Origin of the sequence: Marivita cryptomonadis (genome assembly GCF_002115725.1) — a bacterium.
GTDB lineage: Bacteria > Pseudomonadota > Alphaproteobacteria > Rhodobacterales > Rhodobacteraceae > Marivita > Marivita cryptomonadis.
The window spans coordinates 15,597-37,790 of record NZ_JFKD01000024.1; the positions used below are offsets into that span (position 1 = coordinate 15,597).

The 22,194-nt window shown below is 60.5% G+C and carries 25 protein-coding genes and 1 tRNA gene; 15 read left to right on the top strand and 11 right to left on the bottom strand.

The features are described 5' to 3' along the window. Positions 1-56: 56 nt before the first annotated feature. Positions 57-130, bottom strand: a tRNA-Cys gene (locus MCRY_RS19375). Positions 131-292: 162 nt separating this feature from the next. Here MCRY_RS19375 and MCRY_RS19380 point away from each other — a divergent pair. The 3 genes from MCRY_RS19380 to MCRY_RS19390 all read left to right on the top strand — a co-directional run bounded on the left by MCRY_RS19380 (position 293) and on the right by MCRY_RS19390 (position 3,683). After that, positions 293-946 (top strand): protein-L-isoaspartate O-methyltransferase family protein, encoded by a 654-nt coding sequence (locus MCRY_RS19380; RefSeq protein ID WP_085632953.1) that lies wholly within the window; start codon positions 293-295, stop codon positions 944-946. 52 nt (positions 947-998) lie between these two features. After that, positions 999-2,408, top strand: coding sequence for a TolC family outer membrane protein (locus MCRY_RS19385; protein WP_085632955.1), 1,410 nt, complete (start codon positions 999-1,001; stop codon positions 2,406-2,408). A 69-nt stretch (positions 2,409-2,477) separates the two neighbouring features. Further along, positions 2,478-3,683 carry an MSCRAMM family adhesin gene (locus tag MCRY_RS19390; RefSeq protein ID WP_138488090.1) on the top strand — a complete coding sequence of 402 codons (1,206 nt, stop codon included), beginning with the start codon at positions 2,478-2,480 and terminating at the stop codon, positions 3,681-3,683. A gap of 104 nt (positions 3,684-3,787) precedes the next feature. Here MCRY_RS19390 and MCRY_RS19395 read toward each other — a convergent pair whose 3' ends face one another. Further along, positions 3,788-4,108, bottom strand: a complete 321-nt coding sequence (locus MCRY_RS19395; protein ID WP_085632959.1) for a DUF6280 family protein — start codon at positions 4,106-4,108, stop codon at positions 3,788-3,790. A gap of 215 nt (positions 4,109-4,323) precedes the next feature. Here MCRY_RS19395 and efp point away from each other — a divergent pair, with 215 nt between their 5' ends. Both efp and MCRY_RS19405 read left to right on the top strand, forming a co-directional pair. Continuing rightward, on the top strand, positions 4,324-4,887 hold the full coding sequence (gene efp, locus MCRY_RS19400; protein WP_085632961.1) for an elongation factor P: 564 nt from the start codon (positions 4,324-4,326) through the stop codon (positions 4,885-4,887). 89 nt (positions 4,888-4,976) lie between these two features. Then, positions 4,977-5,450: a GNAT family N-acetyltransferase gene (locus tag MCRY_RS19405; protein ID WP_085632963.1), complete on the top strand. Its 474-nt coding sequence runs from the start codon at positions 4,977-4,979 to the stop codon at positions 5,448-5,450. 338 nt (positions 5,451-5,788) lie between these two features. On the opposite strand, the gene ygfZ is transcribed toward MCRY_RS19405, so the two are convergent. The 6 genes from ygfZ to thrS all read right to left on the bottom strand — a co-directional run bounded on the left by ygfZ (position 5,789) and on the right by thrS (position 11,384). Next, positions 5,789-6,538 (bottom strand): CAF17-like 4Fe-4S cluster assembly/insertion protein YgfZ, encoded by a 750-nt coding sequence (ygfZ, locus tag MCRY_RS19410; RefSeq protein WP_085632965.1) that lies wholly within the window; start codon positions 6,536-6,538, stop codon positions 5,789-5,791. A 58-nt stretch (positions 6,539-6,596) separates the two neighbouring features. After that, a complete protein-coding gene (locus MCRY_RS19415; RefSeq protein ID WP_085632967.1) occupies positions 6,597-7,169 on the bottom strand; it encodes a DoxX family protein in 573 nt (190 codons plus the stop codon). A 26-nt stretch (positions 7,170-7,195) separates the two neighbouring features. Beyond that, the gene (locus tag MCRY_RS19420) at positions 7,196-7,930 is read right to left on the bottom strand and encodes an HvfC/BufC N-terminal domain-containing protein (RefSeq protein WP_085632969.1); all 735 of its coding nucleotides are present in this window, start codon (positions 7,928-7,930) and stop codon (positions 7,196-7,198) included. Next, positions 7,927-8,784, bottom strand: a complete 858-nt coding sequence (gene bufB, locus MCRY_RS19425; RefSeq protein ID WP_085632971.1) for an MNIO family bufferin maturase — start codon at positions 8,782-8,784, stop codon at positions 7,927-7,929. Before bufB ends, MCRY_RS19420 begins: the two co-directional genes overlap by 4 nt. Positions 8,785-8,868: 84 nt before the next feature. Further along, positions 8,869-9,171 carry a BufA1 family periplasmic bufferin-type metallophore gene (locus MCRY_RS19430; RefSeq protein ID WP_085632973.1) on the bottom strand — a complete coding sequence of 101 codons (303 nt, stop codon included), beginning with the start codon at positions 9,169-9,171 and terminating at the stop codon, positions 8,869-8,871. A gap of 233 nt (positions 9,172-9,404) precedes the next feature. Next, on the bottom strand, positions 9,405-11,384 hold the full coding sequence (thrS, locus tag MCRY_RS19435) for a threonine--tRNA ligase (protein WP_085632975.1): 1,980 nt from the start codon (positions 11,382-11,384) through the stop codon (positions 9,405-9,407). Positions 11,385-11,692: 308 nt separating this feature from the next. On the opposite strand from thrS, the gene MCRY_RS19440 reads away from it, so the two are divergent. Further along, the gene (locus MCRY_RS19440; protein ID WP_085632977.1) at positions 11,693-11,938 is read left to right on the top strand and encodes a hypothetical protein; all 246 of its coding nucleotides are present in this window, start codon (positions 11,693-11,695) and stop codon (positions 11,936-11,938) included. Positions 11,939-11,974: 36 nt separating this feature from the next. On the opposite strand, the gene MCRY_RS19445 is transcribed toward MCRY_RS19440, so the two are convergent. Genes MCRY_RS19445 through MCRY_RS19455 form a run of 3 tightly spaced genes read right to left on the bottom strand, consistent with a single transcriptional unit; the run spans position 11,975 to position 13,599 of the window. Continuing rightward, positions 11,975-12,388 carry an MAPEG family protein gene (locus tag MCRY_RS19445; RefSeq protein WP_085632979.1) on the bottom strand — a complete coding sequence of 138 codons (414 nt, stop codon included), beginning with the start codon at positions 12,386-12,388 and terminating at the stop codon, positions 11,975-11,977. Then, a complete protein-coding gene (locus tag MCRY_RS19450; RefSeq protein ID WP_085632981.1) occupies positions 12,385-12,843 on the bottom strand; it encodes an SRPBCC domain-containing protein in 459 nt (152 codons plus the stop codon). The genes MCRY_RS19445 and MCRY_RS19450 overlap by 4 nt, the downstream gene beginning before the upstream one ends. A gap of 12 nt (positions 12,844-12,855) precedes the next feature. After that, positions 12,856-13,599 (bottom strand): ArsR/SmtB family transcription factor, encoded by a 744-nt coding sequence (locus MCRY_RS19455; protein WP_085632983.1) that lies wholly within the window; start codon positions 13,597-13,599, stop codon positions 12,856-12,858. Positions 13,600-13,766: 167 nt separating this feature from the next. Here MCRY_RS19455 and MCRY_RS19460 point away from each other — a divergent pair, with 167 nt between their 5' ends. The 9 genes from MCRY_RS19460 (at position 13,767) to MCRY_RS19500 (ending at position 22,191) form a co-directional block, all read left to right on the top strand. Further along, the gene (locus tag MCRY_RS19460) at positions 13,767-15,014 is read left to right on the top strand and encodes an MFS transporter (RefSeq protein WP_085632985.1); all 1,248 of its coding nucleotides are present in this window, start codon (positions 13,767-13,769) and stop codon (positions 15,012-15,014) included. Positions 15,015-15,074: 60 nt separating this feature from the next. Further along, positions 15,075-15,815, top strand: a complete 741-nt coding sequence (locus MCRY_RS19465) for an alpha/beta hydrolase (RefSeq protein ID WP_085632986.1) — start codon at positions 15,075-15,077, stop codon at positions 15,813-15,815. Between the two features lie 91 nt (positions 15,816-15,906). Then, complete coding sequence (gene hisD, locus MCRY_RS19470; protein WP_085632988.1) at positions 15,907-17,232, top strand: histidinol dehydrogenase; 1,326 nt, start codon at positions 15,907-15,909, stop codon at positions 17,230-17,232. A 117-nt stretch (positions 17,233-17,349) separates the two neighbouring features. Next, complete coding sequence (locus MCRY_RS19475; protein WP_085632990.1) at positions 17,350-18,357, top strand: ester cyclase; 1,008 nt, start codon at positions 17,350-17,352, stop codon at positions 18,355-18,357. Then, positions 18,336-18,764, top strand: a complete 429-nt coding sequence (locus MCRY_RS19480) for a VOC family protein (protein WP_085632992.1) — start codon at positions 18,336-18,338, stop codon at positions 18,762-18,764. Before MCRY_RS19475 ends, MCRY_RS19480 begins: the two co-directional genes overlap by 22 nt. A gap of 14 nt (positions 18,765-18,778) precedes the next feature. Next, positions 18,779-19,387 carry a hypothetical protein gene (locus tag MCRY_RS19485; protein WP_085632994.1) on the top strand — a complete coding sequence of 203 codons (609 nt, stop codon included), beginning with the start codon at positions 18,779-18,781 and terminating at the stop codon, positions 19,385-19,387. A gap of 76 nt (positions 19,388-19,463) precedes the next feature. After that, positions 19,464-20,222, top strand: a complete 759-nt coding sequence (locus MCRY_RS19490) for an SDR family NAD(P)-dependent oxidoreductase (protein ID WP_085632996.1) — start codon at positions 19,464-19,466, stop codon at positions 20,220-20,222. Then, positions 20,219-21,232 (top strand): LacI family DNA-binding transcriptional regulator, encoded by a 1,014-nt coding sequence (locus MCRY_RS19495; protein WP_085633019.1) that lies wholly within the window; start codon positions 20,219-20,221, stop codon positions 21,230-21,232. Before MCRY_RS19490 ends, MCRY_RS19495 begins: the two co-directional genes overlap by 4 nt. Next, positions 21,229-22,191 carry a nuclear transport factor 2 family protein gene (locus tag MCRY_RS19500; RefSeq protein WP_085632998.1) on the top strand — a complete coding sequence of 321 codons (963 nt, stop codon included), beginning with the start codon at positions 21,229-21,231 and terminating at the stop codon, positions 22,189-22,191. Before MCRY_RS19495 ends, MCRY_RS19500 begins: the two co-directional genes overlap by 4 nt. Positions 22,192-22,194: the final 3 nt, after the last annotated feature.

Here is a 22,194-nt window from a genome sequence, read left to right on the forward strand (position 1 = left end):
GCTGGACTATATGTTGTGGTAATTTGCACAAAATACGCAAATTACCACTATATGTATGGAGGCGAGTACCGGATTTGAACCGGTGTACACGGATTTGCAATCCGCTGCGTCACCACTCCGCCAACTCGCCAGAGTGGAGGTCTGATTAGGCGGTCGCGGGGGGCGCGTCAAGCGGATATCGGATGTGCAATTCAACACAGCATGTGGCAGTATTTCGCGCGATCTGCGCATTGCTGAAATTGGTCAGCTGTGGCAGAACGCCAGCAGCGAACTGAACGGATGAGTTTAGCCCATGACAGACTTTGCCGCCCGCCGGACCATGATGGTCGACACGCAGGTACGTCCCTCCGATGTGACCAAATTTCCGATCATCGACGCTATGCTGTCGGTCCCACGGGAACTTTTTGTGCCGCGCGAACAGGCAGAGGCGGCTTACATCAGCGAGAACGTGCCGATTGCGCCCGGCCGGGTCGTGCTTGAACCGCGCACTCTGGGAAAGCTCTTGGATGCGCTCAACATTGAGAGCGATGAGCTCGTGCTCGATATCGGGGCGGGGTACGGCTATTCCTCGGCACTGGTCGCGCGGATGGCCGAAGCGGTGATCGCGGTCGAAGAGGATGAAGCCTTGGCCAGCGAAGCGCAGGTCATCCTTTCGGAGCAGGGTGCCGATAATGTCGTTTTGCATACCGGGCTGCTCACCGAAGGGGCCGCACAACATGGTCCGTATGACGCGATGCTGATCGAAGGCGGAGTCGAGCAGGTGCCCGACGCGCTGCTCGAACAGCTCAAGGATGGTGGTCGGATCGGCTGTGTCTTCATGGAAGGTGCACTGGGCGTTGTCAGAATCGGCTATAAGATTGATGGTAACGTCACGTGGCGTTTTGCGTTCAACGCATCCGCGCCGGTTCTACTGGGCTTTGCGAAAAAAGCTGCGTTCACATTGTAATTGCGCCGTTTAAAACAAATAAATACAGACAGATCAACAAGGGGCAGCAGGTATGGTGAAGCGGTTGAAACTGACGGGTCTGGCTGTCGCTCTAGGTCTTGTGATTGCGGCTCCAATGGCGCGGGCCGAAACTCTGGCCGATGCGATGATCGGGGCCTACAACACCAGCGGTCTTCTTGAACAAAACCGCGCTGTCTTGCGTGCTGCCGATGAAGATGTCGCGCAGGCTGTTTCATCTTTGCGCCCGGTGATCTCTTGGTCTGCGGATGCCACCCGCCAATTCGGCACCACCCGCAGCGCATCGACCAGCAATTTTATCGTACCGACGGTGTCGAACACCGTGTCGGCAAGCCTGATCGCGGAACTGACGCTGATCGACAACGGCCAAAACAAACTCGCCATCGAAACCGCCAAGGAAGCCGTGCTGGCCACACGCCAGCAGCTTGTCTCGATCGAGCAGCAGGTTCTGTTGTCGGCGGTTGAGGCACATCTCGAGGTGCGCCGCGCGATTGAAAACGTCGCCCTGCGGGAAAACAACGTGCGCCTGATCACCCAAGAACTGCGCGCCGCTCAAGAGCGGTTCGAAGTGGGGGAAGTCACCCGCACCGACACCTCTTTGGCCGAGGCGCGCCTTGCAGCCGCTCGCAGCCAGTTGGCCGCCGCACAAGGCGCGTTGACCGTGGCCCGAGAGCAATACCTCGCCATCGTTGGCCGCACGCCCGGTGCGTTGCAGCCGCTGCGCAGCCTGCCGCAATTCCCGACATCCGTGGACGAGGCCAAGGCGATTGCTGTGCGCAGCCATCCGCAGGTCAAATCCGTTCAGCACCAGGTTGCCGCCTCGGAACTCAACATCCTGCGCGCCGAAGCGGCGATGAAACCGACAGTGCGCTTGTCTGGTCGGCTGACCGTGACTGAAGGTCTCGACTCCGACCGGTTCACGCGTGGCGGATCGATCGGGCTCGAAGCTGGCGGTCCCATCTATCAGGGCGGGCGTCTGACTTCGCTGGTTCGGCAATCCATGGCCAACCGCGATTCGGCGCGCGGCCAGTTGCATCAGGTGATTGATCAGGTGTCGCAGAATGTCGGCAACGCCTATGCGCAGTTCCGCATTGCTCAGGCCAGCCTCGAATCGTCAGACCGTCAGGTGCGCGCGGCCACCGTCGCATTTCGTGGTGTTCGCGAGGAAGCAGCGCTTGGCGCACGCACCACGCTGGACGTGCTGAACGCCGAACAGGAACTGCTGAATGCGCGGTCCGCCCGAATTTCTGCGCAAGTGGACGAAGGGATTGCGGCCTATCGCGTGTTGTCCACGCTGGGACGTCTCACCGCGACCGATTTGAAGTTGAACGTGCAGCAATACGACCCCGTAAGCTATTACAATCTGGTCAAAGATGGCCCGATTCAGAAAAGCCAGCAGGGCCAGCAGCTTGACCGTGTTCTCAAGGCCCTAGGAAAAAACTAAGTTTTTGCTCATCTGTTGTGTGAAACGCTGCACCAAGCTACTTTGTCGTCGAGGTAGTAGTGGTGAACCATGTCTAATCCCGTGACAAATGTGGAAATCGAGGATGTTCTGTCATCCATTCGCAAGCTCGTCGCGGAAGAGGTGCGTGCAACGCCGGTTGCGCGCAAGCCTGAAAAAACCAGTCGTTTGATCCTGACTGCGGCGCAACGGGTGCGGGACGACACTCCCGAACCATCCCCCGCGCCAGAGCCGGTTCTTCTGACGCAGCCCATCCTCCCGCAGGACGACCCCGCCGAAGAGCTCGCGATTGACGATATTCCCGGAGATGCCCGGCTTGCTGATTTTGGCGCGGTTGAAGGCGCGTTTCCCGACATCGACGAGGTTGAGATGCGGGACACACAAGACGACACGTCCGAGCAGCCCTCAGACGTATGGGACGACGCGCAAAGCGACGAGGACGTGGTCGCGCAGGATACGGCGCATGACGCGTCTGGCAGCATGGACCCGCGCAGCGAACTCAGTCGTCTGATCGAAGAAGAAGTATCTGCCGCCTTGGCGCTGTCTCAGGACGAGGACGACGACAGCTCCAATGCCGAGGAACCGCAAGGCTGGCAAGACGACTCAGATGAAAAATGGTCAATCGAAGAGGACGGGCCCAGCGATCATGACGATGCGGTAACGCCCCATGATGATGCAGCGCTCCAAGCCGACGACCCTGAGGCATGGGAAGACGACGCGGCGTGGCACAACATTGAAGAAGTCGCCCGTGTTGACGGCGGCGACTCGGCCCCTGCCTCCGAAGAGGGGCACGCATCACCTGCGCTTCTGACACTGGAAGACAAAGTTGCGGCTTTGGGTCGTCTGGTCGCCCGCGACAGCCAGGAATTCGAGGAAGAGCGTGACCGCCCCGATGCGGACGAACTTTCCGCGATTGCCGAACCAATGACATGGCCTGACGCGCCGTTCGAAGAGGTGGAGGAAGAACCTGCCTCGCACGAGTCGAACGTCTTGCACGCACAGGATGCGTGGCCGCAGCAGAACAGCTATGACGCCCCCGATCCTGTTGCTGAGCAGGTGGATACAGCGGCTTTGCAAACCGTCGACATGGACGACCATGCAGCGCTTGAAATCGACGAGGAAACGCTGCGCCTAATGGTGGTCGAGATTGTCCGGCAGGAATTGCAGGGCGCGTTGGGCGAACGGATCACGCGGAATGTGCGCAAACTGGTACGCCGCGAGATCCACCGCATGCTGATTTCGCAAGAGCTTGACTGAGCGCGTTGTATGTTCGGGGCCAGCCCGATCAAAGAATAGCGCCAGTGTCCAAACAAAAAAACGCGCCCAATAAAGGGCGCGCTTTTACAAATAAGTTCAGTAGTTTATGCAGCTTCGGCTTGCTGGGCAGCATTGCGGCGTTCGCTTTCTTCGCGCGACAGCGCAACCGAGGTGCGGACACCCTTGCCGACAAATTCCATCAATCCCGAGACAACGCGTTCGTTCGGGTCAATGCCCGCGCAGCTTAGCACTTCACGGCCGTCGCGGGACCGCGCCCAACGGGCGATCTGCTCGGGGCCATTGCCATATTTTTTGTCATCTGCGATCGCGTCATCCAATGCGGCAAGAACCACGGCAGCAAAAAGCTTGCGCGCGCGATTACCTTGCTCAGCGTTGAAGGCGGTACCGTCAACGAAATCTTTCATGATCCGTCCTGTGATTATTGCTCTTGTGTTTTCCGGCGTGGAGTTGCTTATGGCGCATTCCAAACGATTCGGATACCCTAGTTTTGCATACCTTTTATGCGAAAACTGCATGGCTTGCCGCGGATGCGGAACGAAATCTGGTTGTCTGGACAGCGTATCATCACCCAGATATAGGGGCAGCCAAAGTTGGATCAACCTTTTGACAAAGTTTAGCCATGCCCAAAATCAACGGTAACGAAATCCGCCCCGGTAACGTATTGGAACATAACGGTGGTCTCTGGGCCGCTGTGAAGGTCGACCATGTGAAACCCGGCAAAGGTGGTGCCTTCGCACAGGTGGAAATGAAAAACCTGCGCAACGGTTCCAAGCTCAACGAGCGCTTCCGCTCTGCCGATAAGGTGGAACGCGTGCGGCTTGAGCAGAAGGACATGCAGTTCCTTTACGAAACTGACGGCAATCTGGTGTTCATGGACACCGACACCTACGACCAAGTCGAACTGCCTGCTGACATTCTGGGCGAACGCCGTCCGTTCCTGCAAGACGGCATGACCATCCTCGTGGAATTCCACGAGGCGGAGGCGCTCAACGCGACGCTGCCGCAGAAGGTCACCTGCAAGATCGAAGAGACCGAGCCGGTCGTCAAAGGTCAGACCGCTGCCAACAGCTTCAAACCTGCGATCCTCGATAATGGGGTCAAAGTCATGGTGCCGCCGTTTGTGGGGCAGGACGAGATGATCATCGTCAACACCGAAACCATGGAATATTCCGAGCGCGCCTGATCTCGGGACTCGCGCGCATATCCCCCGAAATCGCCGGGGGATGATAAAAGATCAAAAGGCCTCCGGCATCAGTCAGGAGGCCTTTTCTTATGCAAGTTCTCACCAAAGACGACATTCCCGACATGGTGCCGCTGTTTCGTGCGTTGCACCGCCATCACGTGGCGGCCTTGCCCGACGTGTTTCATGATGAGGGAACCGACGACGAATTCGCCGACCATCTGGCGCATCTGTTCGACGATTGCGGCGCAGCGGTTGGTGTCCGGCATAGCGGACGGCTGATGGGCTACGCACTGTACCTTATTCAAGAGCGTCCTGCGGATGCGTTCCGCCGCCCTGTGAGGCGCGCGTATCTCGATCATCTCTTTGTCGCAGAACCCCATCGCGGGGCGGGGCATGCCACCGCGATGATCGCAGCAATGGAGACGCGGTTTGCGGCGCAGGGGATCGGGGCGTGGACCGCGTCACATTATGCGTTCAACGCGGATGTTGCGCGCACGTTTGCGGCTGTGGGCGCGCATCCCGATCTTGTGCGGGTGGCAAAGCCGGCTACGGGCGCAAGGTAAGTCGAAAACGCCAAGCGCGTCTGAACGCGCGTCCAAGACCTTTGCAAAGGTCTTGGCACCGAACGCTTCGTTTTCCTGTGATTAACCCACGCTGCGCCATACCCGTTCGCACGGTGCGCACCGAGCGGGAAGGGTCACTCCCATGCCGCGACACAGACATCTGACCAACGTGACGCGTGACGGCGTCGACCAACCAGAGATATATCTTGCCGGGGCATCGCCCCACAGGTCGCGGGGGTAACCTCGACACGAAAAACCCAGTTGTCGACCTCCGGGGCGGCGCCGCTTCCACGACACATCAAACCTGAACCCCTGCCGGGACACACCCGCGCGGGGTTTCAGGCGTGGGGTGCGTCGGGCGTGAACCGCACGGTGGCGCCAGCTGCCCGCATGTCGTCATTGGCCCTGTCAAAGCGCAGATAGGCCAATCCCTGCCCAGCGGCTTGGGTGAAAAGCGTGCCAGCCGCCTTTTCCCCGGCAACGATGTCTGACCCGACAGGGGCCATGCCATCGACAGTGACCCTCGCCAATCCCTTGCGCAGCTCGGTCTTGTGTTTCATCCGCGCCGTGACTTCCTGTCCGACATAACAGCCCTTGCGAAAATCGACGCCGTTCAGACGTTCAAACCCCATCTCAAGGATGAAACTGTCTGTGGTCAGCTCGATACCGCTTTGCGGCACACAGGCCGCCACGCGCACGGCATCCCAATCGACGCCTGCATCCCCCGGCTGTCCGTCATAGCCGCGCCAGCCCATCGCCGGATCGCGCGGGTCGGCAAAGGCTCCCTCCGGTGCATCGCCCAAGCCCCGTGTCACAACGCGATCTGTCTCTTCGATCTCGACCGCGGACCGCAATTTGTACATGGTCAATGCCTGCTTAAGACCAGGGGCCAAGCCATTGTCCACATCCAGCAGAATTGCATCGCCCATCGGCACGAGAAAGAAGTCGGCCCGGTACTTGCCCTGCGGCGTCAGCATCGCTGCATAGACCAGACCCTGATCCAGCCGGTCGACATCATTCGTGACCAGCCCTTGCAGGAAATGCCGTGCATCCGCGCCGCTGATCTTGAGAACCGTTCGATCCGACATATCGCCCCCTGACTGTGTTCTCGTCAGAGATAACCGCCCTGTAGTCGGGTGCAAGGGGTCAGGCAGTGGCGGGCGCCCCAAGAACTTGCCGCGACAGGATGCGGTCCAGCGACAGCGCACCTGCGCCCTTGATCACCAGTGTGACAAGGATCAGCATCCAGAACGCCCGTTGATCCAGGATCACGCTGTCCGGCACTCTGTCGAACCACGCCCCCAGCGTTTCCGCATGTTCGATGCCGCCATGCCCGTAGAGGTCTGTCAGGGATTGCACGACCACGAATCCGATCATCCCCAGCGCTGCCAAACGCGTGAACAGCCCGATCACTATCAGCAAGGGAAGGATGAATTCGGCCCAGGTGCCTGCCAGGACAACGGCCCAGTGAAAAACCCCAAGCTGCGACACATCATAGACCACCGCCTCCATCTGTTTTGGAAAGACTTGCGCGTAAGCCCCTGTAGAGGGGATGAAAATTCCCATGATCCCGTCACCCAGTTTGGTCATGGCGGAAGACCAGAAATACATCAGCAGCGTGGCTGCAAATACGAACCGTGCCAGAAGCGGGACCAGACTGTCGAACAGGCGTTCGATTGGCGCAAAGATGGATGTGTGCAGGAAGATCAGGCGGTCCATGGTGGCGGCCTTTCGTTTGGAAAATGTCAGCTTTTCAAGTCGGTTATCGCGTGGTTCGAAAGCAGGATGTTAAGCAGCGCGGCAAGATCGAACCCATCGCCGCCCTGTTCGATGGCAGGGCCGAACGGAGTACCGGAGCGCAATGCAAGCAGCACATCGCCCGCGCCGGGACCCAGCACAAACGGCTCTGGATCGTATTCCGCGCGCAGGATCAGAACGTCCTCCGCGTGGCCTGTCGGTTTGTGGCCGCCGCGCAAGGTATAGTGCCAGATCGATCCGATGGGCCAAGGTGACCGGATCAGGATCATGGATGGCGCAAAGCTGAAGCGGGTGGCCAGCAGCGTGTCCTCATCCAGCGCCTGCAAGGCGGTGGGAGCGATGCCGGTGCTGTCCGCGGCGTGGTAGCTTTGGCGCATCGCAACGTCGATCCGGGCCACGTCTGCGAGGTAGGGCAGATGCGCAAGCTGATCGAGCGAGGCCACGAATTCGGGGAAACCTGCCCCGTAATGCATCATCAGTGGCGACGTGGGCGGTGATTGGCGTAAATAGGCGCGGGCGACATGGTCGAAATTTTCGCGTCCGATCAGGCCGACAAGGGACGGGAAGCCTTCGGCGAGTGCCTCGCGCAGGGACACGGTGACGTTGTTGCGATAGACGCCGTACCGTCGTCCGGCTGGGCGGGCCTGGGCATCGGTCAGCCCGTCGGGCACGGGCGTGGACGGGTTCAGGAGCCCCGCGTGAAAGGCCGTCTGGTTGGTCATGACGACACGCGTGTCAACGCGGATGCCGCGCGCCGGGCCTCGTCGGCCAGAATGGGCCAGTCGGGTACATCGGTGTCCCACTCGACCAGCAGCGGCTTGGGGCCGGATTGCGCCAGCGTGTAATCCAAAAGCGCCCAGACAGGGTCCACAACCTCGCGCCCGTGGCTGTCGATCAACAGGGGCGCGCCGTGGTCGTCTTCGTCTTCGTCATGACCGCCAAGGTGAATTTCCCCAACGGCGTCAAGCGGATAGGCGTCGATATAACCTTGCGGGGAATAGTCGAGATTGGTTGCGGACACGAACACGTTGTTCACATCCAAGAGCAGGCCACAGCCAGTGCGGCGCACGATCTCGGCCAGAAAATCGGTCTCGGAATAGGTGCTTTCCGCAAAGGCCAGATAAGAAGACGGGTTCTCGAGAAGCATCCGACGGCCCAACACGGTCTGCACGTCGTCGATGTGCTCTGCAACGCGCGTCAGCGTGTCCGACGTGTAGGGCAGCGGCAGCAAGTCGTTCAGGAAATGGCTGTCATGGGTCGACCATGCCAGATGTTCGGAGAAACTGGCCGGGTTAAGCCAGTCACACAGGTGTTTCAGCCGCCCGAGGTGATCCGGATCCAACCGGCCTTCGCCGCCGATCGACAGGCCGACACCATGCACGGAAATCGGGAAGCGTTCGGACAGAACACGCAATTGCGCCAAGGGTCGTCCGCCATCGCCCATGTAATTCTCGGCATGCACTTCTAACCAGCCAACCGGGTTCGGATCGTTCAGAATGTCGGTGAAGTGCTGCGCTTTGTAGCCAACGCCGGGTAGGGCGGGCAGGTGTGGGAAACTGTGTGACGCATCGGGCATGGTGATGTCCTTGTGGTGCAAGCCGGACAGGCGCCCGGCTTGCGTATTGTGCTTGGGGGGACCGTCTTGCCCCCCGCAAAGCGATCAGCCCGGCAGGTCGCGGTTCAGCTCTTCGAGCGAACCCATGCGTGCGGAGCCATCGGCCATCGCGGGCAGTTCGATTTCGCCGCAGGTGCCCGCGTCGACCAGTGTCCATGCGTTGCCCTGGTAGTCAACAGTGGAGGAGCCAGCGCAGGTTGTGCCCGGGCCAGCGGCACAGTCGTTCTGACCGGCGAGGGACACACCAAAGCACTTTTCCTTGGCTTGGGCGGTGGCGGTTGTTGTGTGCGCGGCGAGGCTTGCTGCGACTGCACCAACGATCGCAACGGTTTTAAGAGCTTTCGACATGAGGATGGTCCTTTTGGTTACTTAACAAGTTGAACTGGGTCGACAGAGCCTGTGCAACGTCGATGAACCAACCATGCCCCGCGGCAGGCTGTCGCGCTATTCACGGCGGTGTGTTTCACGCGGGCGTGACGTAGGGTGAACTTCTTGAGCCGAGTTTTCACTGCGTTTTCAATAAAATAAAAAAGGCCCCGTAACAAAACGGGGCCTTTGTGAAAGTTTCCTGCGCGGGAATGTTACAGAAGATCCGGCGGAGTCGCGTCTTTGCCAAGGCTGCTCACGATATCGGTCAGCGATGTTACAGAGGTTTGCTTCTCTCCAAGGCGGCGCACGGTGACCGTGCGTTCCTCGACCTCGCGGTGGCCGATGGCAAGGATCACCGGGACCTTGCCGACCGAGTGTTCGCGGACCTTGTAATTGATCTTCTCGTTGCGGATGTCGGCCTCGGCGCGAACGCCCGCTTTGGTCAGTTCGGCCACGACCTCGCGCACATAATCATCTGCTTCCGACACGATGGAGGCGACAACCACCTGACGCGGGGCCAGCCAGAAGGGCAGTTTGCCTTCCCAGTTCTCGATCAGGATGCCGATGAAGCGTTCGAACGACCCAAGGCAGGCGCGGTGCAGCATGAACGGGCGGTGCCGTTCTCCGTTCTGACCGATATAGCTGGCGCCAAGGCGTTCCGGCAGGTTCGGGTCAACCTGGAAGGTGCCGCACTGCCAGACACGGCCAATCGCGTCAGTCAGGTAGAAATCAAGCTTGGGGCCATAGAATGCGCCGTCACCGGGTTCGAGAGTGTAATCCCGGCCAACCGCCTTGATCGCGTTCTCCAGCGCGCCCTCGACGTAATCCCAGCTTTCATCGCTGCCGACGCGCTTTTCCGGGCGTGTGGCAAAGCGGATTTCGAACTCTGGGAAGCCCAGCTCGCGGTACACACCAGCAAGAAAGTCGATGAACTTGGCGCATTCCTGCTGGATTTGGTCTTCGGTGCAGAAGATATGCGCGTCGTCCTGGGTGAAGCCGCGCACCCGCATGATGCCGTGCAACGCGCCTGATGGCTCGAACCGGGCGCACGACCCGAACTCGGCCAGCCGCAGCGGCAAGTCGCGGTAAGACTTCAGGCCTTGGTTGAACACCTGCACGTGGCAGGGGCAGTTCATCGGCTTGAGCGCGTTGATCCGTGTGTGATCCTTGTTCTTGGCACTGGCATCGTCGTTTTCACCATCGCGGCTTTCGTCGACTTCGACGACGAACATGTGGTGCTGGTACTTTTCCCAGTGCCCCGACGCTTCCCACAGCTTGCGGTCCACAACTTGCGGCGTGTTGATCTCGAGATACCCACCGGCGCGCTGCTTGCGGCGCATGTAGTCCTGCAACGCGGTGTAGACTGTCCAGCCATTGGGATGCCAGAACACCTGACCGGGGGCCTCTTCCTGCATGTGGAACAGGTTCATCTCGCGGCCGAGTTTGCGGTGGTCGCGCTTTTCGGCCTCTTCGAGGAAGGTCAGGTACTTTTTCAGATCATCGCGGTTCTTGAACGCCACGCCATAGATGCGTTGCAGCATCGGGCGGGTGTTGTCGCCAAGGAAATAGGCGGCGGACACGTTCATCAGTTTGAACGCGTCGGCAGGAACCTGACCCGTGTGTTGCAGGTGCGGGCCGCGGCAGAGATCCATCCATTCGCCATGCCAATACATGCGAATGTCCTCGCCCTCGGGGATCTTGTCGAGGATCTCGACCTTATAGGGCTCGTTGTTGTCAGTGTAATACTGGCGCACCTGATCGCGGGTCCACAGTTCGGTGCGGACCGCATCGCGGGCGTTGATGATCTCTTTCATCCGCTTTTCGATGGCACCAAGGTCTTCGGGCGTGAACGGTTCTTTACGGTCGAAATCGTAGAACCAGCCATTGTCGCGGACCGGGCCGATGGTGACTTTGACGTCGGGCCAGATCTCTTGAACCGCACGCGCCATGATATGCGCAAGGTCATGCCGGATCAGTTCAAGCGCGGGCGCGTCGTCCTGCAGAGTGTTGATCGCGATCTGCGCATCGCTTTGAATCGGCCACTGCAAATCCCAATGCGCACCGTTCACGGTGGCAGAGATGGCTTTCTTGGAGAGGGACTTGGAAATGCTCTCGGCCACTTCGGCAGGGGTCACACCTGCATCGAACTCGCGCGCATTGCCATCGGGGAAGGTCAGGGAAATCTGGCTCATTGGCCTAGCTCCTCGTCAGTTTGGCGCCCACGGAACGCCCGGTTGCGGGTTATGTATCGTGCGCGGCTTTTGGCAGGGGGGCGGCGGCGCGTCAAGACAGGGTGGGTCGGAAACGACCCGGTGAGTCGGCGCTTTTGCGGTTGGTCGCGAAAGATTCTTGCGCGGTATACAAATGTATTATTGAAAAGTGTTTGCAAACAATGGGTTAATCTTTGCTTTCGCTATGGACGAAAGCGACGCAATTGCTATGTATAACGACATTCCACTATCGGAAACCTTTAGCGTCATACGACACGGGAGAGCAGACAATGCCCGGCTACAACAAGAATTTCGAACTGACCGTCGAAGACATGGAGCTGATCGAGGATGCGCTGCGGACCACCAAGCGGTCTTTGAACTCTGAAGTTCTGAGCCAGGACGCAGACCCGCTGCGCCCCTGTGAAAACACCCGTGAGGTCGATGTGTCGATGAAGCGGATCAATGACCTTCTGGGTCGTTTGCACAATCAGAAGAACTTTTACCGCCCTAAAAGCGGCGCCTATATCGGCGGATAAAAGGAAGGTGCGTGCAAGCACGCACCCGACGCCTTTTCAAAATTGCGCGGCGAACACCGCGTAACCCATCATCAGGCAGCACGCCCAGCCGATCAGGAAAAGCAGCGGCCGCAGCGGCATCTTGGCAAAGCCCGAGATCATTCCGACCGCGTGGATCGCACGGACCCAAAAGAACACGATGGCGGTCCAGTAGGTCAGTGCCGAAAAGCCGTCAATCGCATTCAGGATAAGCACAAGCACCGAAAACGGCAGCGCCTGTTCCAGCAGGTTCAGGTGCGCCCTGTGCGCGCGGTGGACCCATGCAGGATACTGATCCAGCGGGGTTGGGCGCTCGAACGGATCCGTCCCGGCGACCGCGTGTTTGTTGACGCCGACGATGTAGGGAATCCACAGGCTCGCGGCGAGGATCATCAGGCAGGTGAGGATGCCAAGTTCGGTGGAAAAGGTCATGGCGCCTCTCCCTCGTGCTCAGCCCACAGGTGGTCTCCGCCGAAATGCATCGGTTGACCGGTTTCCAGCCACGTTTTGAGACCTGACAGGGTTCGCACCCATCCATCGGCTGTGCCGCCACTGGGATCATGCGCCAAACCACGGTGTTCGACCGTCAGCTTGCAGTAGTCGCCTTCAACAGCAATCAGGTATGTCACCTCGCTGGTCTTGGCGTCGGGTTCCCATTTCGGTTCGAATGTCGTGACAATGCGGGTTTTGGGGTCAAGCGTGATCTCGCGGCTGTGCAAGGTCTCGAACCCATCGGGCGTCATGTAGATCAGGGTGTCGCCGTCGCGCCGAGCGCTTTGGCCGAGGAAGTCGTAATTCACCACTGCCTCTGCTGAGGTCAGCGCGTCCCAGAGCGCATCTTGCGTGCAGCGAATATAGGTTTCCATCATGAAGTCTGGTTTGGTCATGGTGACGTTCCTTCAGCTTGCCATTTTGAGTGCGGTGCCCGTTTCCAGATACGACTTGAGCGATGCCGCCAGTCGCGCCCAGCCTTCGGCAAAGCCTTCCTGACCCGGTGCAATGTCATAGTGTTCGATGGTCAGTTTGCAGGTCTCGCCCTGCGGCTCGATCAGGTAGACCATGTGTGAGGCAGGCGCATTAGGCCCCATAAAGAGCGGCTCGAACGTCATGGCGATGCGGGTTTTCGGGTCCATTTCGGTCGTGACCTGCCGCAGCATCGGATCGCCATCGGGTTTGATGAACTCGGTCACGTTGTCAGGCCGCGCGTCGCCGCGCACCTCGTTGCACATGAAGTGATAGGCGGCCATCTGGTCGGCCTTTGTCAGCGCGTCCCAAAGCGCATCCTGCGAGCAGCGGATGAAGGTTTGCATCATGAAATCGGGTTTTCCCATGCGGGTCTCTCTTTCCAGTCGGGATTTCAAATCGCTCATCATCTGTGCTTGCGGTCGCAGGAAGGGCGCGACCCAGCGGTCAAGCATATCCTGCAGGGGTAGGGCGTTCAGGTAGTGGTATTTGAACCGCCCCTGTTTGCGCGAGATGACAAGATGGGCGTCTTCGAGAACCTTGAGGTGCTTCATCACGCCGAACCGGCTCATATCGAGCTGCTCTTCCAGTTCGCTGAGTGACTGCCCGTCCTTGCGCCGCAAACTGTCAAGCAGCGCGCGGCGGGCGGGATCGTTGAGGGCTTTGAAGATCATATCCATGTTGATGACTATAGGTGATTCTATAGTCACGTGACAATGAGGTAACATATTGCCATGGATTTTTGTGCCAAGCCTTTGATGGTATTCGCGGTTTTGGAGGATGACGGGAACCAATCACGCGTTGGCGCGTTTGCCCGCAGTCGTCCACAGCCACAGGATTCGCCCCAATGTCCCATCCCGTCACCGACGCCTACGAAGAGATCACAGGGGCGGATGAGGCGGTAAGGGACCGTGAGGCGCGCAACGGGTTGCGCCACATGGTCAGCCTGTCGATGACCAAGGTGGCGGATGGGCTGATTGACCCCAAACTGGTTTTGAGCTGGCTGGCGGGTGCGCTGGGTGCGCCTGCCGCGTTGACCGGGTTGCTGGTGCCGATCCGCGAGGCGGGGGCTTTGCTGCCCCAGATCGTGTTTGCGGGGTGGGTGCAATCCTTGCAGCACCGCAAGTGGGCCTGGGTGATCGGGTCTGCCGGGCAGGGGATCGCTGCGCTTGCCATCGCGTTCATTGCTTTGACGCTAGAAGGATTGGCCGCCGGGTTGGCGCTGTGTGCAGCATTGGCGGTGTTGGCCGTCGCACGGGCGGCCTGTTCGGTGAGCTATAAGGATATTCTGGGCAAGACGGTTGGGAAGACCCGTCGCGGTGCAGTGACGGGTGTGGCCGGATCGGTTGCCTCGATCGCGGTGCTGGTCTTTGCCGGGTTGTTGCTGTCGGGCCTCTTGCGCGACGTGATGCCGGTTGTGATGGCGATCACGTTGGCGGCGGCGCTTTGGGGTGCTGCGGCATTGGTGTTTTCGTGGGTCGAGGAATCGGCTTCGGAAGACACCGAAGACACATCGGTCGATTTCACACCTCTGAAGGAAGACCGCCAATTCCGGCTGTTCATCGCGGTGCGCGGTTTGCTTACGGTGACCGCACTGGCGCCGCCCTATTTCGTGCTTTTGGGCGGGGGGCAGTCTGCATTGCAGGGCTTGGGTGCGTTGCTTCTGGCGTCGGCTGCGGCGGCGTTTGCGGGGTCTTACGTCTGGGGTCGTCTGTCCGACAAATCTTCGCGCAAGGTGTTGTTTCTGTCGGGGATGCTGGCCGCCGGGTTTGCCACGCTTGCCGTCTTGGCTGAGGTGAGTGGCTGGGCCGCGACGGCATGGGTGATCCCGGTGGTCCTGTTTTTCTTCATGCTGTCCTATCAGGGCGTCCGGTCGGCGCGGTCGGTCTATCTGGTGGACATGTCGCCCGAGGACGCGCGGTCCTCCTATGCCGCCTTGGCAAATACGGCGATTGGTGTGCTGCTGCTGATCACCGGGGCGTTCGGCGGGCTGCTGGCACTGGCGGGACCGGTGGCGTCGCTCACGGGCTTTGCCGTGCTGTCGCTGGCCGGGGGATTGCTGGCGCTGCGGCTGGATGAGGTGGAAAACGCCTGACGCCTCTTGGGTTCCGGTGCGCTTTGCGTAAAGTCGTGCCAAACCGGAACGGAGGCAGGCATGACCGCAATCAAACATATCGACGGGCCGAACGGGCATCAGTTGGCTTATGCCAAGACCGAGGGCTCGGGGCCGGTGATCGTGTTCTTGTCGGGCTATAAGTCGGACATGGAGGGCACCAAGGCGGTGCATCTGGAGGCATGGGCCAAGCTGACCGGCCGTGCGTTTCTGCGGTTCGACTATTCGGGGCATGGCGTGTCGGGCGGAGTGTTCGAAGAGGGGTGCATTGGCGACTGGGCGCGCGACTCGCAGGCGGTGATCGAGGCCACGTGTGAGGGGCCGGTGGTGCTGGTCGGGTCAAGCATGGGTGGTTGGATCGCATCTCTGATGACGCAGCGGCTCAAGCATGTGGTTGGCTTTGTCGGCATCGCCGCAGCGCCCGATTTCACCGAGGACGGCTTCTGGGCCGGGTTTTCCGAAGAAGACCGGCGCAAGGTGATGGAGGACGGGCAGGTCGCTTTGCCCTCGGATTATGGCGACCCGTACATCGTGACCCGCCGATTGATCGAAGACGGGCGCAAGAACCTTGTTCTCCGCTCGCCACTGCACATGCCGTATCCGGTGCGGCTGGTGCAGGGGACCGAGGACACCGCTGTCCGCCGGGAAACGGCCTTGCGGTTGCTGGATCACATCGACAGTCCAGACCTGCGGCTGACGTTGGTCAAGGGCACTGATCACCGGTTTTCCGAACCGCAGAACCTGCGCCATATCGAAGACGCGATTATTGAGGTGCTTGCCTGATCGAATGTTTTTGCAATCGTATGCAAAATTCACTTGAGAGGGCCGTGCGCCCCGTTATGCTGATCCGGACATTTGATCCGGGGAGGTGGATATGGCCGAATATCTCAAGCGGGGGAAACCCGAAACCGAACGTGCTGAAGACGATGCCAAGACCCGCGCGGTGGTCGAGGCGACGCTGGCCGATATCGAAGTGCGCGGGGACGCGGCGGTGCGCGATCTGGCAGCAAAGTTCGACAATTACACGCCCGACAGCTTTCGTCTGACCCAAGGCGAGATCGACGCGCTGATCGCAGAGCTTTCACCTCGCGAGCTGGCGGATATCAAGTTTGCCCAGGAGCAGGTCCGCAATTTCGCGCAGGCGCAGCGCGACTCGATGCTGGATATCGAAGTGGAAACGATGCCCGGCGTGATCCTGGGTCACAAGAACATCCCCGTGCAGTCGGTGGGCTGCTACGTGCCGGGGGGCAAGTTCCCGATGGTCGCGTCTGCCCATATGTCGGTTGCAACGGCCAGCGTGGCGGGGGTGCCGCGCATCATCGCCTGCACGCCGCCATGGCAGGGCAAACCGAACCCTGCCGTGATCGCCGCGATGCATCTGGGTGGGGCGCATGAGATTTACGTGCTGGGCGGCATTCAGGCGGTTGGCGCGATGGCGATCGGGACCGAGACGATTGATCCCGTGCATATGCTGGTGGGGCCGGGCAATGCCTTTGTGGCCGAGGCCAAGCGGCAGTTGTTCGGGCGTGTGGGCATTGATCTGTTCGCTGGGCCGACCGAGACCATGGTGATTGCCGATGACACGGTGGATGCAGAGATTTGCGCGACGGATCTGCTGGGGCAGGCTGAACATGGGTACAATTCGCCCGCTGTGCTGGTGACCAATTCGCGGAAACTGGCGGAAGAGACATTGGCCGAAATAGACCGGCTGTTGGAGATCTTGCCGACGCGGGACACGGCGTCTGTCTCGTGGCGCGACTATGGCGAGGTGATCCTGTGCGCCGATCATGACGAGATGCTGGCGGTCGCCAATGAGATCGCCTCCGAGCATGTGCAGGTGATGACCGACCGGGACGATTGGTATCTCGACAATATGACAAGCTATGGGGCGTTGTTCCTTGGGGCGCGGACGAATGTGTCGAACGGTGACAAGGTGATCGGGACAAATCACACTTTGCCGACCAAGAAGGCGGGGCGCTATACCGGTGGGCTTTGGGTGGGCAAGTTCCTCAAGACCCATTCGTACCAGAAGATCACCACGGACGAGGCGGCGACGCTGATAGGGGAATACGGCTCGCGGCTGTGTATTCTTGAAGGGTTTGTCGGCCATGCCGAGCAGTGCAATGTGCGGGTGCGGCGCTATGGCGGGGTGAACGTGCCGTATGGCGAAGGCGCGCCGTATCGGGATGCGGCGGAGTGAATTGGGGCCGGGGACGTTGCGTTGACGCATTGTTTGTTTCCGCAGGCGGAAACACTTGGGGGGCCAGCCCCCCAAACCCCCCGGCATATTTGGAAAAAGAAGAAGCAAGGGGGCCTCATGTCTGAGGTCGAGGACGCGAAGGCGGTGATGGCGCCGGTTTTTGCGGCGATGCGGGATTTCGAGGGTGTTGCGGATGCGTTGGCACAAGTTGCGCCGGATGCGTTGTTTCGAATGTGTCATCCGTTTGGCGATCTGCACGGGGCGGAGGCGTTTGCCTGCGATGCAGTAGCACCATTGCAGGCGGCGCTGCCCGATCTGGAACGGCAGGAGTTTATTCGGATCGCGGGGTTCGATGCCGATGGCGCGCTTTGGGTTGGCTCGGGGGGGCAGTATGCTGGGCGGTGGGCGGAGCCATGGTTGGGCATTCCGCCGACAGGGCGCTCTGCTGCGATGCGGTTTCACGAGTTCTACCGGATCGAGGGCGACGCGTGTGTCGAGATGCAGGCGATTTGGGACGTTCCCGAGATGATGATGCAAGCGGGCGTCTGGCCGATGGCGCCGCAGCTGGGGCGGTTTCAGCATGCGCCTGCACCCATGACGCAGGACGGGTTGGGGCCGCATGATCCGGCTTTGTCAGACGGCAGTGCGCGGCATGTGATCGACATGCTGACGGCGATGACGCGGCACCCGTTGCAGGGTGGGCCAGAGGTCATGGAGTTGGAGCGGTTCTGGCACCCGGACTTCATGTGGTACGGCCCTGCGGGCATCGGCACGGCGCGCGGGGTGGAGGAATTTCGGCGGTTCCACCAGATTCCGTTTCTGAACGCTATGCCCGACCGGGGGCAGCATCCAGAGGGCACGGTGCATCACTTCATGGCCGAAGGCGCGTATGTGGGTGTGACCGGCTGGCCCAACATGCAGCAGACATTGTCGGGTGATGGCTGGCTGGGTCTGCCGCCAACGGGGCAGAGGATCACCCTGCGCAGCCTCGATTTCTGGCGGCTGGAAGATGGGCTGATCCGGGAAAACTGGGTTCTCGTAGACCTTTTGGACATGTACGCTCAGATCGGGGTCGATGTGTTCGCCCGGATGAAGGAGTTGGCATGGAGCAGAGGGTATCGCTGATCACGCTGGGCGTGACGGATGCGGACAAGACGGCGGCGTTCTATGATGCGCTGGGCTGGGTGCGGGTCGAGACGCAGGACGGGGTGATTGCCTATGATCTGTTGGGGCAGACGCTGGGGCTTTATCCGCTGGAGAAGCTGGCCGAGGATATCGGGATCGACGTGGCGCAGCTTGGGCGAGGCGCGCTGACGCTGGGCTACAACGCGCGAGACCGCGCTGGTGTGGACGACATCATTGGCCGGGTCGAGGTGGCGGGCGGCACCGTGTTGAAAGCGCCGCAAGAGGTGTTCTGGGGCGGCTATCACGGCTATTTCAGCGATCCGGAAGGCCATGTCTGGGAAGCGGCGCATAACCCGTTTTCGCCCTTGCGCGCGGGGGATGGTGCGTTTCGCTGGAACGGGTATTGAGACGCCCGCAAAGCATGTGGAGCCTTGAGACGCTGGGCCGGGTCCGGTTGTCGCGGCATTTCTACATGCGGGAGTTTCTCTATTCCGAGATCGGGAATTTTCACAAGGTTCAGAATATCCCCGACCATCCCGATCTCGCCATCGCGCGGGGGCGGGCGTTCTGCGAAGCGCTGCTTGATCCCTTGCAAGAGACCTTTGGTCGGATCGCTGTGCGGTCGGGGTTTCGGTCGGCTGACCTGAATCGCTTTGGCAACGAAAACGGGCTGAACTGCGCGCGCAATGACTATCCGTTGGAGTGCCATATCTGGGACTTGCCGGATGTTGACGTGGCGGGGGCGAGTGTTGTGATCCCGTGGTTTGCGGACCAATACGACCAGGGGCGGGATTGGCAGGATCTGGCGTGGTGGCTCTATGATCATCTGCCGTTTGCTGAAGTCTGGTTTTTTCCCAAGCTGTGCGCGTTCAACATCGCGTGGCGACCTGAGCCGCAGCGGCGGATCGACAGCTACATCGCGCCGAAGGGGACGTTGGTTCGTGCAGGTGCGGAGCCGTCTGAGCGCCGCGATCAGCGGGAGCGGCGCTATGCAGATTTCCCTCCGTTTCGGGGGATTGCCTATCCGTGAAGCGGGGGCTGGACAGAGCGGTTTGCCCGGAGTAGCGTAATTTTGCACACCTATGCAAAGCCTCGGAGTTGTCCCTATGTCGCTGCCCAGAACCCCGTCCTTTCGGCTTGATGGCAAGCGGGCGCTGGTCGCTGGCGGGTCGCGCGGCATTGGGTTTGGCTGTGCCGTGGCGCTGGCCGAAGCGGGCGCGCATGTGATTGTTGCGGCGCGGAGTGCGACGCAGGTGCAGGCAGCGGTAAATGAGATGGCGCAGGCCGGGTTCAGCGCTGAAGCGCTGGTGCTCGACGTAACGGACATCGGGGCGGTGCGGGACGCGGTGGCAGCGCTGGAACCGATCGACATTCTGGTGAATTCCGCTGGGCTTGCGCGGCACAGCCTTGCGCTTGAGACCACGCCCGAGGATTTCGACACGGTGTCGGAGATCAACATCAAGGCGGCGTATTTTCTGGCGCAGGCTGTGGCGCGGCAGATGGTCGGACGCGGTGGGTCGATCATTCAGATCAGCAGCCAGATGTCGCATGTCGGCGGGATTGAACGGGCGGTCTATTGCGCCACCAAACATGCGCTGGAAGGCATGACCAAGGCGATGGCGATTGAATGGGGACCGGAGAATATCCGCGTCAACACGATCTGTCCGACCTTCGTTTTGACCGAGTTGAGCAAGCCGACCTTTGCCGACCCCGAGAAACGCGCGTGGATCGAAAGCAAGATCAAGCTGCCGCGCGTGGGCGAGGTCGAGGACATTATGGGGGCCTGCCTGTTTCTTGCCTCGGATGCGAGTGCGTTGGTGACGGGCACTTCGCTCTTGATCGATGGGGGATGGACGGCGGGATGACGCGGCGGGTCACCTCTTTTGATGTGGCGGCGCGGGCCGGGGTCAGCCAGTCGGCGGTAAGCCGGGTGTTCTCTGGTGCGTCGGCCAGCAAGGCCACGGCGGACAGGGTGCGCGAAGCGGCCGACGCGCTGGGCTACCGGCCCAATGTGCTGGCGCGGTCGTTGATTACCGGGCGCAGCCGCATCATCGGGTTGGTGGTGGCCTATCTGGGAAACCCGTTTTACCCCGACGCGCTGGAGCGGTTCAGCCGCGACTTGCAGGATGAGGGGTATCACACGCTGGTCTTTACTGTGCCCGAAGGGGCGGCGGACACGGATACGGACCGCATCATTCAGCAGATGCTGGATCATCAGGTCGATGGCATCGTGCTGGCCAGTGTCGGATTGGGCGATGCGTTGGCGGCGCGCTGCGAGGCGGCAGGCATTCCCGTTGTGCTGTTCAATCGCGGGCAGGTGGGCAGCGGATTGGCGCAGGTCACCTCGGCCAATCGGTTGGGCGGGGCCAAGGTGGCGGATTTTCTGGTGGCCGGTGGACATACCCGCATCGGCCATGTTGCGGGCTGGCAGGGATCGTCTACCGGGCGTGACCGAACCGAGGGGTTTGTCGCGCGGCTGGCAGAGCTGGGGCAGGATTGCGTGGGTGTCGAGGACGGGCGGTATGACCATGCCGAGGCGGTGCGTGCCACCGATGACTTGCTGGCCAAGGGTGTGGATGCGCTGTTTGTCGGCAATGATCACATGGCCTTTGCGGTCATGGATCACCTGCGCTGCACACTGGGTCTGTCGGTTCCGAATGACGTGTCGGTGGTGGGCTATGATGATGTGCCGATGGCCGCGTTCGCGGCTTACGACCTGACCACGGTGCGGCAGCCTGTGGGGCGCATGGTCAAGACGACCGTGGCGGCGCTCATTAACCAAATCGAAGACAAATCCGCGCAAGCGGAGGTGACTGAAATCGACGGGCCTTTGATCCTGCGTGGATCGGCCCGCATACCGGAAGGCTTGCAATGAGAGGGTTCGACAACCGTTTCACGGATTTCCCCGATTACATCCTTGGGATCACCAAGGAGATCTGGGAGGATCGTGGACTTGGGGCGCGGATGAAGGACTATTACCACCCGGAGGTGATTGTTCGCACGCCCGGTGGCATCGGCTTTGGCGAACCCGCGATGACGGCGGCGACGATGGCGACCTGCCATGAATTCCCGGACCGGCAGTTGTTGGGTGAAGACGTGATCTGGTCGGGGACACCCGAGGTAGGGATGCTATCGTCGCATCGCATCCTGTCGACGGCAACCCATGTGAATGACGGGCAGTTCGGCCCCGCCACGGGGCGCAAGATCGCGACGCGTGCGATGGCGGATTGCTATGCCAAGAACAACATGATCAGCGACGAATGGCTGATCCGCGACAATGGCGCGATTGTCCGGCAGTTGGGGTTTGATGTGAAGGATTGGGCGCAGGCGCGCGTCGCCGGGCTTAATCCTGAAAGCCAGCCCTTCCGCCCGGCGGTCGATGTGCAAGGGCCCTATACGGGGCGGGGCAATGACGATCAGTGGGGCGCTGCTTTTGCCGCGTTGCTGACACGGATCATGGATGGCGAGTTTTCAGTCATTCCCGACCAGTATGATCGCGCGGTACATGCGGAATATCCCGGCGGCCAGACTGTGCATGGCACCGGAGGGGTTGATGCATTCTGGCTTGGTCTTCGGTCGGCCTTTCCATCAGCCAAATTCGAGATTCATCACCAGATCGGGATGGAAGAGCTCAACATGCCGCCGCGCGCTGCGATCCGTTGGTCGCTGACGGGCAAACATGACGGCTGGGGTGCGTTCGGCATCCCTTCGGGGGCCGAGGTGCATGTGATGGGTATCAGCCATGCCGAGTTCGGTCCGCGCGGGTTGCGCCGGGAATGGACGCTTTACGATGAGACCGCGATCTGGATGCAAATTCTGGCCCATCAGGGCTGACAA